Origin of the sequence: Polynucleobacter sp. 78F-HAINBA (assembly GCF_018882325.1) — a bacterium.
Classification (GTDB): Bacteria; Pseudomonadota; Gammaproteobacteria; order Burkholderiales; family Burkholderiaceae; genus Polynucleobacter.
Window position 1 is genome coordinate 17,424 of record NZ_JACVOQ010000010.1, and the last position, 13,115, is coordinate 30,538.

Here is a 13,115-nt window from a genome sequence, read left to right on the forward strand (position 1 = left end):
ACTGTTTTCAACTACTTATAGCGGGCTTGCCAAGAAATCTGCATTGGCCGATAGCCAGGCAATATAACGACTGACGCCCTGGTCCACATTCAGGAAGGGCTCTGAGTATCCAGCGGCGCGTAGCTTGGTTAAATCTGCTTGCGTAAAGCACTGGTACTTACCTTTGAGCGCATCTGGGAACGGAATGTATTCAATTGCCTTTTCTTTAACTAGTTCTTCTAGGCTAGCTGGATTGGCATGATCGATTTTACGCATGGCATTGGCCACTGCATGAGCAACATCATTAAATGGTTGCGCACGGCCACTACCCAAATTAAAGATACCGCTGATTTCTGGGTGATCCAAGAAATACAAATTCACTTTTACTACGTCTTCTACTGAGACAAAGTCACGACTTTGCTCGCCAGCTCCGTAGCCACCATATTCACCAAAGAGCTTAACTTTGCCATTGGCCTTGTACTGGTGGTATTGATGAAAAGCCACGGAGGCCATGCGACCTTTGTGGGATTCACGTGGGCCATAGACATTGAAGTACCTAAATCCGACCACTTGAGCAGCATTGGATTTTTCAGCAAAACGCTTACGCATTACTTGATCAAATAAGAACTTCGAGTAACCATAAATATTTAACGGCTTCTCATGCTCGCGGCTCTCTACAAATACATCAGAACCACCATAAGTAGCAGCTGAAGAGGCGTAGAGTAACTGCACTTTTTGCTCTGTACAGATATCAAGCAAGTCCATGGTGTAGCGGAAATTATTCGCCATCATGAAGATGCCGTCAGTTTCCATCGTATCGGAGCAAGCGCCTTCATGAAACACTGCCCTCACCTTACCAAATCGACCACTTCTAAATGCTTCTAGAAATTCATCTTTATCAAGGTAATCAATGATGTCTAAGTCCGCAAGATTGCGGTACTTATCAGCGGGACGTAAATCATCGACCGCAATAATATTTTTCTCACCACGCGCATTAAGCGCCTGAACAATATTGGCGCCAATAAATCCAGCGGCGCCGGTTACGATAATCGTCATTGCAATTCCTCAGAAGTAACGGTGGCTGTACCTAACTTACCTACCACTATGCCACCAGCTCGGTTTGCCAAAGCCATCGCTCTTTCAAGTGGCCAGCCGGCTGCTAAGGCCACTGCGAGCGTGCCAATAACCGTATCACCCGCACCAGAAACATCAAACACTTCACGTGCCTGCGCCTTAACGTGACTCACTCCAGCATCGGTAAATAAACTCATACCCTCTTCAGAGCGCGTTAGGAGTAGTGCCTCAAGGTCTAAAGATTTTCTGAGATCCTGCGCCCTCTTTGTGAGATCTTCTTCGCTAGTCCACTGACCAACTACCTGACGCAACTCACTACGGTTTGGTGTGAGCACAGTGGCACCACGATATTTAGCGTAATCATCACCCTTAGGGTCAACCAGGATCATTTTCTTTTGAGTGCGTGCTTGCTCAATCATCAAAGCTACTTGGCCTAAGGCGCCTTTGCCGTAATCAGACAAAATCACCACATCAGCGTCGCCTACCAACTTCTCATAGCGCTCTAGCTTATGCGCCAAAGCAGCCTCACTAGGGGCCTCTTCAAAATCCAAACGAATTAATTGCTGCTGTCTTGCAATCACACGCAACTTCACAGTAGTCGGAACTTTTCTATCGATTTCAAGCTGGCTATCGACCCCACTTGACTTCAACAATTCGTTAACGCGATTACCCGGCTCATCATCACCAATCACACCCAAGATCGTTGTCTTGGCACCGAGAGCCGCTACGTTGCGAGCCACGTTGGCAGCGCCACCTAAACGCTCATCAATTTTGCCAACTTGAACAACTGGCACCGGTGCCTCAGGAGAAATCCGATTCGTATCACCAAACCAATAGCGATCAAGCATGACATCACCCACCACTAGTAAGCGGGCTTTAGAAAATTGTTCTCGGTTAGCTTTTTCCACGATGTAACTAATCTCTCTAATTGATACTTTTTACTTGTAATTAATTATGACGACCAATACCTTGGTACTCAATGCCTAATTCTTGCATAGCTTGTGGCTCATACAGATTACGGCCATCAAAGATGATGGGGTTCTTCAGTTTGGCTTTCAGAAGGTCAAAATCCGGACTGCGGAAAGCCTTCCACTCAGTGACGATCACTAAGGCATCGGCATCTTGAGTTGCTGCCATTGGGTCATCTACCAAAGTCACTTGTTTAAGGCCTTCTGGGTTACCTTTGAAGTCCGCCTCAAGGCAGTGTTTGGTTTCTGGCATCGCTACTGGGTCGTGAGCCACGATCTGAGCTCCACGCTTAACCAGCTCTTGAATAATCACACGACTTGGGGCTTCGCGCATATCGTCTGTGTTCGGCTTGAAGGCTAAACCCCAAAGGGCGAACTTCCTGCCCTTAAGGTCAGCACCAAAGCGTTTTTCAATCTTTTCTACCAAGATGTATTTTTGGGCTTCGTTCACCGCTTCAACGGCATCAAGGATCTTTAGATCTCTGCCATGTTCAATAGCTGTTTTGGATAAAGCGGAAACATCCTTCGGAAAGCAAGAACCACCATAACCAGTACCGGAGTACAAAAATCCATAACCAATACGAGAGTCCGAACCAATACCCTGGCGTACCGCTTCAATATCAGCCCCAACCAAGTCAGCCAGATTGGCTAGCTCGTTCATAAAGGAGATGCGGGTGGCCAACATGGCATTTGCGGCGTATTTAGTTAACTCAGCGCTTTTCACATCCATGTAATAGGTGCGCTCATGGTGCCGATTAAATGGCGCGTAGAGTTTGCGCATTTGCTCTTTAGCACGCAAGCCAGCTGGTGAGTTTTGCGTACCGATCACAATGCGATCTGGGCGCATAAAGTCTTCTACCGCCGCGCCCTCTTTAAGGAACTCAGGATTAGAAACTACTGAGCACAGCTCTGGCGAGAGACCTCTCTTTTGAAGTTCTTCAGCAATAGCAGCGCCAACCTTATCAGCGGTGCCCACTGGCACAGTCGACTTATCGACAATGACTTTAGGGGTGGTCATATGACGACCAATATTACGAGCAGCCGCTACAACGTACTGAAGATCAGCCGAGCCATCTTCATCGGGAGGAGTGCCAACAGCGATAAATTGAATGTCGCCATGCGCAACAGAAGCGGCAATATCGGTAGAGAACTGCAAACGGCCAGCGGCGTGATTGCGCTCAATCATCTCTTTGAGGCCTGGCTCATAAATGGGTACGCCACCAGAATTGAGAATCTCAATCTTTTTGGGATCTACGTCAACGCAAAAGACGTTATTACCCTGCTCCGCTAAACAGGCGCCGGTAACAAGACCAACGTAACCGCTGCCGATGATGGTGACTTTCATAATATCTCCAAGTAATTCAGATTACATTGAAGGGCCGCTAGGAACGGCTCCCTCACTGCGTCTTGGGGAGTATGCCTCCCAATGATTGCAGCCTGGGCACTGCCAGTAAAAACGTCTCGCACGGAAACCACAATTGCCACAGGTATAGCGGGCCAAGCTGGTTGTGCGCTGCTTCAATAAACTGAGTGTTGCCTGTAAATCCGATACTCGCTCAGGCGTGCCATTGCTTTCCGCTAAAGCCAAACGGGTCTCAGCCAACTTAGAAAGCGCGCTCAAGCTTGGTGAATGCTGCATCACTTCAACTAACATCACTTCAGCAGCTTGAGCTCCACGAATTTGAGTCATGTGCTTTTGAACAATATCGAGCAACTCACCAGAAGCTTGTGTTTTTAATAATTCGCAGAGCGCGCTTAAGCCTTCATCCGCTTTATTCAGCGTAGCATGCGCCGCCATCCAACGATCTGCGAGTAAATGCATATAAGCAGGATGTGTTTTAGTAATCACAGCCCATACCTCAATGGCTTGCGCTGGACGATCCATTGCAATCAGATAATCCCCTTGCAAAATCAGCGCACGCGCATGATGCGGAACTGCTTGCAATGCCAATTGAACGGATTGCTCTACCTCTGGCAAATCCTTGCGACGCAATGCTTCTTGACCTAACTCACAATGAAATTGGGCAATTTCAGTATGGTGGGATTTTCCTTGCAAGCCCTCAAGCTCGCTTGCGGCAACGATGGCTTTCTTCCAGTCTCGCTCGATCTGATACATCTCGAGCAAACTCTCTTTTGCAGGAGCAGCGAACTTACCTTCACCAACACGATTTAATGATGCTTCGGCGCGGTCCAATAATCCGGCACGCAGAAAATCACGGCCCAACTCATAAGCAGCATGATCTCGATCGCGTGGCTTTAAGTCATCACGATTAGCCAGGTGCTGGTGAACTCGAATTGCACGCTCAGTCTCACCACGGCGACGGAATAAATTACCTAAAGCAAAATGAAGTTCAATTGTTTCGGGATCGAGCTGAGCAATCTTGACCAAGGTTTCAATCGCCTGATCCGGCTGTTCATTTAATAAAAGGCTTAAGCCTTTAAATGTCGAGCGTTGCTGACGCATACGCTCGCGCTCATCCATGCGATTCTCAAGACGCAAATCCCAGCGCGAAGCCAACCAGCCAATGCCAAACATGACTGGTAATAACAGTAGCCAGGAGGTTGCGATCTGAATCATGCTGAGCAGAACATCAATAAAAAAATGGTCCGAATGGACCACTGGATATGCGCTATGTGACTAGGCACCAGAACCCTCTTTAGGGCTCACCTGCTTCAGAGGCTTGTAATCCACGCGCTCACGTAATTCTTTACCAGGCTTGAAATGGGGCACCCGTTTTTCCGGGATCAATACTTTCTCACCAGATTTTGGGTTACGACCAGTACGCGCAGGACGGTGATGCAAAACAAAGCTGCCAACACCGCGTAACTCAATCCGCTTGCCTTCGGCTAAAGCGTGAGTCATGGTGTCTAGCAATGTTTTTACTGCCAACTCCACATCTCTAGGTAGTAGCTGGGGAAACTGTTCCGCCAAGCTCTCCACGAGTTCGGAGCGAGTAATTGCTTGTTGCTCTTGATCTGACATGATCTATCAATAAAAAACCGCCGCTCTCCTAGTGGAAAGCGGCGATATTGATTTAGCCTTGATTGTCCAACTTCGCTTTTAACAAAGCACCCAAGTTGGTTGTGCCGGACTGCGCATCACCCTGGAGTTTGCTCATAGCGTCTTGTTGGTCAGAGCTGTCTTTAGCTTTGATTGAAAGATTGATTGCACGGGACTTGCGATCAATATTAATGATCATTGCAGTAACAGTGTCACCTTCTTTCAATACATTGCGTGCATCTTCAACGCGATCTGTTGAGATCTCAGAAGCACGCAAGTAAGCCTCAACTTCATCAGCCAAGTGAATGGTTGCGCCCTTAGCATCAACAGCCTTCACAGTGCCAGTTACAAGGCTACCCTTGTCGCTTACGGATGTGTAGTTATTGAATGGGTCACCAGACAATTGCTTGATACCGAGAGAGATACGCTCTTTCTCAACATCAATAGCCAATACAGTAGCTTCAACTTCGTCGCCTTTTTTGTATTTCTTAACAGCTTCTTCTCCTGGCTCATTCCATGAAAGGTCTGAGAGGTGAACTAAACCGTCGATACCGCCAGGCAAACCAATGAACACACCAAAGTCAGTAATAGACTTGATTGCGCCAGTCAGCTTGTCGCCTTTTTGTTGGCCACGTGAGAACTCTTCCCATGGATTGGCTTTGCACTGCTTGATGCCCAAGCTAATACGACGCTTGTCTTCATCAATATCCAGAACCATTACTTCAACTTCGGTTCCTAATGCAGTAGCCTTGCTTGGAGCAACGTTCTTGTTAGTCCAGTCCATTTCAGAAACGTGTACCAAACCTTCGATACCAGATTCGATTTCAACGAACGCGCCGTAGTCAGTCAGGTTAGTTACCTTACCGAATAAACGGGTGTTTGGTGGGTAACGACGAGCGATACCAACCCATGGATCATCACCAAGTTGTTTCACGCCAAGTGAAACACGGTTCTTCTCTTGATCGAACTTCAAAATCTTTGCTGTAACTTCTTGACCAACAGTCAACATCTCGCTTGGGTGACGCACACGACGCCATGCCAAATCGGTAATGTGCAAGAGGCCATCGATACCACCGAGGTCCACGAATGCGCCGTAGTCAGTGATGTTCTTAACGATACCCTGAACAACGCTACCTTCTTTGAGGTTAGACATCAACTTCGCGCGCTCTTCACCTTGGCTAGCTTCAACAACAGCACGACGTGACAACACTACGTTGTTACGCTTACGGTCAAGCTTGATAACCTTGAACTCCATCGTCTTACCTTCGTAAGGGCTGGTGTCTTTGATTGGGCGTGTATCAACGAGTGATCCAGGCAAGAATGCGCGGATACCGTTAACCATTACTGTCAAGCCGCCTTTAACCTTACCAGTAACAGTACCGGTAACGATTTCAGCTTGCTCGAGAGCTTTTTCCAAGTTCATCCATGATGCCAAGCGCTTAGCTTTGTCACGGGAAAGGATTGTGTCGCCATAGCCGTTCTCAAGAGCGTCAATAGCAACAGAAACGAAATCGCCAGGAGCTACTTCAATCTCGCCAGCGTCGTTATGGAATTCTTCAACAGGAATAAACGCTTCGGATTTCAATCCAGCGTTAACAACGACGAAGTTATGGTCGATGCGAAGTACTTCAGCCGAAATAACTTGGCCGGTCTTCATATTCGATCGGGTTAATGATTCTTCAAATAGTTCTGCAAATGATTCAGACATTTATATATTCACTTTGTGCCGCCAGAAGGCCTGACGGGTTAGGTTAAAAAAGCCCCAAGAAACACGCTAAATTAGAAAATCGCGTTGTAGAGTTTCTTAAGACGCCAAAACAACTTCTACTGCCCACCAAAAATTAAGCTATTTTTGATTGATACCAATCCAAAACCGTCTTAACTGCTTGATCTATCGATAATTCTGATGTTTCAAGCACTTTGGCGCCGTCTGCAACCAACAAAGGTGCGGCACCTCGACTACTGTCTCTGGCATCGCGCTCTTGTAAATCCTGCAGCAAGTCGCCTAGTTTAGCAGAAATTCCCTTAGCTATCAATTGCTTATACCGACGCTCGGCCCTAGCTTCAGCTGTTGCAGTGAGAAAAACCTTCAGAACTGCATCCGGAAATATGACGCTTGCCATATCGCGCCCATCAGCAACCAAGCCTGGAACAACCCTAAAACCATGCTGAACACCCACTAAAGCCTGTCTTACCTCTGGATGCACTGCGATTGCTGAAGCACGCAAACCGATACTTTCAGTGCGAATGGCCTCAGTCACATCTTCAGAATTGAGCAAAATTTGGCCATTTTTGAAGGAAATCACCAGTTTTTTAGCCAAAATACCCAGTTCTGGGCCATTTTGGGGGTCAATGGATGCTTTTTGACTACCCAAGGCAACCAGTCGATACAAGGCTCCACTATCCAGGTAATGAAAACCCAGCTTTTCAGCTACCAAGGAGGCAACCGTCCCCTTGCCCGAGGCGGTAGGTCCATCAATGGCGATGACTGGAGGTAGATTCATCAAAAAAGACTTTTAGGAAACGATCTTTGCAAATTCAGCAAAGTAAGTTGGGAAGGTTTTAGCAACGCAATTGGGATCATTGATCTGAAGCGCATTAGGACCAAAAGCTGCCAAGGAAAAACACATCGCCATGCGATGGTCATCGTATGTATCAATACCTTCAGCAGGAGACTTCCAATCAGCAAGTGATTGAGGGGCTTGCACCACGATGTAATCCGCACCCTCTTCAACAATAGCGCCAACTTTCTTCAATTCTTTTGCCATCGCTGCAATACGATCGGTTTCTTTCACGCGCCAACTGGCAATATTGTTTAAGCGGGTCGGGCCCTCAGAAAACAATGCAGCAACAGCGAGCGTCATCGCTGCATCCGGAATTTCTGTGCAATCAATTGTGATGCCCTTGAGCTTGCCATTCGCATGCTTCACGCCGGCAACTTCAATCCAATCTTCACCAGAAGAAATCTTTGCGCCCATTAATGCGAGTGCATCGGCAAAAGCAACGTCACCCTGAATACTCTCACTACCCACACCTAAGACGCGCACCGGTCCACCACCAATCGCACCAAGCGCTAAGAAGTAAGAAGCGGAGGATGCATCACCCTCAACCGATAAGGCACCAGGACTTTGATATACCGCATCAGAAGTCTTGGCAGGAATGACAAACGACTGCGCATCAGGGCAAGCAACTTTGACACCGAAGCGAGCCATTAATTTGAGCGTGATATCGATGTAAGGGCGAGAAATTAATTCACCAATCACTTCGATCCTGACAGGCTCTTTTGCCACTAAAGGCAAAGCCATCAATAAGGCAGTTAAGAACTGACTAGAAACATCGCCGCGCACCTTTACAACATCGTTGATTTCAATATCAGCAGCAAGAATCTTGATGGGTGGATAACCTTCTTGCAATTCGTAATCGATCTTTGCGCCAACTTGTCGCAAGCCATCCACTAGATCTCTAATAGGACGCTCATGCATGCGGGGCACACCAGACAAGCGGTAGTTACCGCCCTGCATTGCTAAAGCCGCCGTTAAGGGACGAATCGCTGTACCTGCATTACCCATGAAGAGGTCTGCATTCTGAATTGGGAACTTACCACCACAACCCTCAACTACACAAACTTTGTCAGCTTGATCAGTTACCGATAAGCCCAATTGACGAAGCGCATTACGCATCACCTGGGTATCGTCAGCATCCAGTAGATTTTTAAGAGTTGTCGTGCCTGAAGACAAGGCCGCCAATAACAAAGCGCGATTGGAAATGCTTTTTGATCCAGGCAAAACAATCGAGCCTTGCGCTCGCTTGAATGGTCCAATGTTGATATTAGGCAAACCACTCATCAAAGCACATCCAAATCTTGACGTGCTTTACTGGCCTTGTTAAATAATTTCTCTAAACCCGCACCATCATTATCAGCAATCAATTTACGCATGTGATTGACGATCAATAAATATTGATCAAGTTCTTTGAGAACTGCGGTGCGATTACCCAAGCAAATATCACGCCACATCTCTGGACTCGAGGCAGCGATGCGCGTGAAATCCTTAAAGCCAGCACCAACATGACTTAGTTTTTGATCAGCATCTTCGGAATTCACTACGCTTGCCATCAAAGCGTAAGACAGAATATGCGGCAAATGAGAAACGGCTGCGTAGATCGCATCATGTTGCACACAAGAAATCTTTTTCACAATAGAACCAACGGACTGCCAAAAGCCTTCAATTAAATCGGTGTCTTGCGGAGAGTTTTCTTGTAGCGGACAAAGAATGGTTTGCTTGCCCTCAAAGAGATCAGCTTTCGCTGCACTTGCCCCATGTTGTGCGCCACCTGCAATCGGATGGGCTGGCACAAACTGGCAGGCTTTTTTACCCAGGACTTCCTTGGCAGCCAAAATCACATCACCTTTAGTGCTGCCAGCATCCGTCAGCATGGTCCGAGGCTCTAAATGCGGCTCAATCACTTCAAAAGCAGCGCGCATCTGCGCCACCGGCACACACAACACAATCACATCGGATTGTTTTGCTGCTTCGACTAAATCCACCACAGCATCAATTGCGCCCATCTTGAGCGCTTGATCTAAATTTGCAGCACTACGACCAACGCCCAAGACCTTATTGACCACGCCTGCTTTTTTAAGGGCCAAGCCTAAAGAAGCGCCGATCAAGCCAACGCCCACAATGGTAACGGTACCGTAATTACTGGAGGGATTGATGATTGCCATTACCTGATGAAATTTGTCTGTTTACGGTTGAATTACTGCTTTGCCAAAATATCTTTAAGTGCAGCAATAAAGGCTGCATTTTCTTCAGGCAAGCCAATTGAAATACGCAACCATTGTGGCAGGCCATAATTTCCAACTGGGCGAACAATAATGCCGCGCTTGAGGAGCTCCAAATTAATGCGAGCGCCAGCGCCATCATCTTCACCCACCTTCACCAGCACAAAGTTTCCGGCCGATGGGAGATAAGTCAGGCCCAGTGCATCAAAGGCTTGAGTTAATTGAGCAAAACCAGCACGATTGAGTTCAAAGCCTTGTTGCAAGAATGCAGAATCCTGAAACGCTGCGATCGCTGCAGCTTGCGCAAGGCTATTCACATTAAATGGCTGGCGGATGCGATTCAGTAAATCGGTCAAAGCGGGTTGAGCTACCCCGTAGCCAATACGTAAACCTGCTAAACCGTATGCTTTAGAAAAGCTGCGTGACAAAATCATATTAGGGAAACGTTTCACCCAAGCAATCGCATCATAGCGTTGATCGGCAGCTAGGTATTCGTTATAGGCCTCATCCAATACCACCACCACATGAGCAGGCACAGCATTTAAGAAATCTTCAATTTCTTTTGCGGTCAGGTAACTACCAGTAGGATTATTTGGGTTCGCCACAAATACCAACTTGGCTTTATCACCTGCAGCTTTTACCGCTTGCAGCATCGCAGGCAAATCATGGCCATACATTTCAGTTGCAGCTACTTCAACCGCTTTAGCACCGACAGCCTGAGTGGCCAATGGATAAACAGCAAAGGCATGTTTAGAAAAAATTACTTCGTCACCAGCTTGAGCCACTGCGCGGGCAGCTAACTCCAAAATATCGTTACTGCCATTACCCAAGGTAATCCAATCCGTTGGCACACCCAGGCGTGCCGATAGAACATTCTTTAATTCAAAACCATTGGAGTCTGGGTAACGACCCAAGTCTGCCGCCGCCTTAAGCATCGCATCTTGCGCTGACTTTGGCATGCCCAATGGATTCTCATTGGAGGCCAACTTCACAATCTTGTTTTCATCAAGGCCGTATTCGCGCGCAACCTCACTAATAGGTCGACCACCGACATAGGGCGCTATCGCATGAATATGCTTTAAACCAATATTGGACTTAGAACTCATGCTGAGTGGGGATAAGAACCGAGATTTTTATAAAAAGCGGCTGTTGTTTTTAATTCATCTAATGCTTTGGCTACTTTTGCATCTTCAGCGTGACCAGCAACATCAATATAGAAGTGATACTCCCAAGTGCCTTTACGAGCTGGGCGGGATTCAAAACGATTCATGGATACACCATGCTTAGCCAAGGGCTCTAGCAAGCGATGCACTGCACCTGGCTGGTTGTCCACAGATAACACCAATGAGGTTTGATCTTTGCCAGTTGGTTGGCACTCGTAAGTTCCAACCACGACAAAACGTGTACGGTTATGTGGATCATCCTGAATCTGCGCGGCTACTGCCTGCAATCCGTAAGCCTCTTGAGCAGGATCACCAGCAATTGCTGCAAGCGTTGGATCAATCGAGGCCATGCGAGCTGCCTCAGCGTTGCTACTGACTGCCTGACGCTTTAATTGAGGGGCATGCACACTCAACCATTGCTGACATTGCGCTAAAGCCTGAGCATGCGCACAAACGGTTGTGACGCCATCCAAATTTCCACTCTTGGTTAAGAGATGGTGACGTATAGGCAGCACCACTTCACCGCTGATGCGCATTGGAGAATCCAAGAGCAAATCTAAAGTGCGTGAGATAGCACCCTCGCTAGAATTTTCCACTGGAACAACGCCAAACTGCGCCGCACCCTTCTCTACCGCCTTAAATACTTCATCAAGACTATTGCAAGGCAAACCAGCAATCGAGTGACCAAAATAGGTTTGCGCTGCTTGCTCTGAAAATGTTCCTACTGGCCCGAGATACGCAATCGTCTGACGAGCCTCCAAGGCACGACAAGCTGACATCACTTCACGCCAAATTGCGGCGATGCCATCCGCTAATAGCGGGCCCTTGCTGAGTTCCTGGAGACGTGCGACAACTTGACGCTCACGCTCTGGCCTAAATACCGGTGATGAAAAACCACCCTTGATATGACCAACTTCTTGAGCTGCTTTTGCACGCTGGGATAACAAATCCAAAATCTGCGCATCGAGTGCATCGATCTTGTCGCGGATTGGCGCAAGGCGCTGTTCTTCGGTACTCTGATCTTTAGAGCTCATTAGGCACGCCTTTCAAAGTCACGCATAAATTCCACTAAGGCCTTAACGCCTTCAATCGGCATTGCGTTATAAATACTGGCGCGCATACCACCGGCCGCCTTATGCCCACGCAAGGCAACCAAGCCTGCTGCATTAGATTGCTCTAAAAACTGAGCATTCAAATTCTCATCCTTCAGGAAGAAGGTGACATTCATTCTGGAGCGATATTCTTTTGTAACGCGATTCTCATACAAACTACTTTGATCCAAGAAGTTGTAGATCAAACCCGCTTTTTCTTGATTGCGCTTTTCGATTGCCTTTACGCCGCCTTGTTTTAGCAACCACTTAAACCCTAATCCAGCCATATAGATTGAAAAGGTTGGGGGAGTATTCAACATCGAGTCAGTTGATGCCTGCTTTGACCAGTCCCAAATAGATGGGGTGATCTTCATGCTGTGACCCATCAGATCTTTGCGCACAATCACAATCGTTACGCCAGACGGTCCAATATTTTTTTGCGCACCGCCAAACCAAACGCCGCACTTGCTAACATCCATCTCTTTCGAAAGAATATTGCTAGAGATGTCAGCAACCAAAGTTTTGCCATTCACATCAGGCACATCCGGAAACTCCACACCGCCAATGGTTTCATTGGCACAGTAATGAACGTAAGCAGCATCATCGGATAGTTGCCAAGTAGAGCGATCTGGAATCGTATTGAATTTTTCAGATGCTGAAGATGCAGCTAAATGAGCCACACCATATTTTTCAGCTTCTTTAAATGACTTCTCAGACCAAACACCGGTAACTAAAAAATCTGCCTTGGGACCATTCTTAGCTAAAGGCATCAGATTCATTGGAATAGCGGCGTTTTGACCTAAGCCACCACCTTGAAGCATCAATATTTCATAAGAATCTGGAATACCCATGAGCGTGCGCAAATCTTGCAGCACTTCCTCATAAAGAGCCATAAACTCTTTGCCACGATGACTTACTTCCATGACGCTGGCGCCCAAGCCTTGCCAATTCAACATCTCCGCAGCAGCCTGCTGTAACACCTCTTCAGGCAAGGTAGCAGGCCCCGCAGCGAAATTGAAAATGCGGCGGTCAAACGTCATGATGAATTAATTAACC

General features: G+C 47.3%; 11 protein-coding genes and 1 pseudogene. All 12 read right to left on the reverse strand.

Features of this window, described 5'->3' with window-relative positions; translation table 11 throughout:
- Nucleotides 1–15 precede the first annotated feature (15 nt).
- A complete protein-coding gene (gene rfaD, locus ICN11_RS09365) occupies nt 16–1,035 on the reverse strand; it encodes an ADP-glyceromanno-heptose 6-epimerase (RefSeq protein WP_216230161.1) in 1,020 nt (339 codons plus the stop codon).
- Nucleotides 1,032–1,961, reverse strand: a complete 930-nt coding sequence (rfaE1, locus tag ICN11_RS09370) for a D-glycero-beta-D-manno-heptose-7-phosphate kinase (RefSeq protein WP_216230162.1) — start codon at nt 1,959–1,961, stop codon at nt 1,032–1,034. Before rfaE1 ends, rfaD begins: the two co-directional genes overlap by 4 nt.
- A gap of 40 nt (nt 1,962–2,001) precedes the next feature.
- Nucleotides 2,002–3,366 carry a UDP-glucose/GDP-mannose dehydrogenase family protein gene (locus ICN11_RS09375; protein ID WP_216230163.1) on the reverse strand — a complete coding sequence of 455 codons (1,365 nt, stop codon included), beginning with the start codon at nt 3,364–3,366 and terminating at the stop codon, nt 2,002–2,004.
- 21 nt (nt 3,367–3,387) lie between these two features.
- Nucleotides 3,388–4,599 carry a lipopolysaccharide assembly protein LapB gene (gene lapB, locus ICN11_RS09380; RefSeq protein WP_216230164.1) on the reverse strand — a complete coding sequence of 404 codons (1,212 nt, stop codon included), beginning with the start codon at nt 4,597–4,599 and terminating at the stop codon, nt 3,388–3,390.
- Between the two features lie 108 nt (nt 4,600–4,707).
- Nucleotides 4,708–5,004 (reverse strand): annotated as a pseudogene (locus tag ICN11_RS09385) (integration host factor subunit beta); the annotation flags it as partial.
- A 52-nt stretch (nt 5,005–5,056) separates the two neighbouring features.
- The gene (rpsA, locus tag ICN11_RS09390) at nt 5,057–6,730 is read right to left on the reverse strand and encodes a 30S ribosomal protein S1 (protein WP_215301598.1); all 1,674 of its coding nucleotides are present in this window, start codon (nt 6,728–6,730) and stop codon (nt 5,057–5,059) included.
- A gap of 133 nt (nt 6,731–6,863) precedes the next feature.
- A complete protein-coding gene (gene cmk, locus ICN11_RS09395) occupies nt 6,864–7,526 on the reverse strand; it encodes a (d)CMP kinase (RefSeq protein ID WP_216230165.1) in 663 nt (220 codons plus the stop codon).
- Between the two features lie 12 nt (nt 7,527–7,538).
- The gene (gene aroA / locus ICN11_RS09400; protein WP_216230196.1) at nt 7,539–8,858 is read right to left on the reverse strand and encodes a 3-phosphoshikimate 1-carboxyvinyltransferase; all 1,320 of its coding nucleotides are present in this window, start codon (nt 8,856–8,858) and stop codon (nt 7,539–7,541) included.
- Nucleotides 8,859–8,866: 8 nt separating this feature from the next.
- On the reverse strand, nt 8,867–9,748 hold the full coding sequence (locus ICN11_RS09405; RefSeq protein ID WP_216230166.1) for a prephenate dehydrogenase/arogenate dehydrogenase family protein: 882 nt from the start codon (nt 9,746–9,748) through the stop codon (nt 8,867–8,869).
- A gap of 32 nt (nt 9,749–9,780) precedes the next feature.
- Nucleotides 9,781–10,911, reverse strand: coding sequence for a histidinol-phosphate transaminase (gene hisC, locus ICN11_RS09410; RefSeq protein ID WP_216230167.1), 1,131 nt, complete (start codon nt 10,909–10,911; stop codon nt 9,781–9,783).
- Nucleotides 10,908–12,002, reverse strand: coding sequence for a prephenate dehydratase (gene pheA / locus ICN11_RS09415; protein ID WP_216230168.1), 1,095 nt, complete (start codon nt 12,000–12,002; stop codon nt 10,908–10,910). The genes hisC and pheA overlap by 4 nt, the downstream gene beginning before the upstream one ends.
- A complete protein-coding gene (serC, locus tag ICN11_RS09420) occupies nt 12,002–13,099 on the reverse strand; it encodes a 3-phosphoserine/phosphohydroxythreonine transaminase (RefSeq protein ID WP_216230169.1) in 1,098 nt (365 codons plus the stop codon). Before serC ends, pheA begins: the two co-directional genes overlap by 1 nt.
- Nucleotides 13,100–13,115 lie beyond the last annotated feature (16 nt).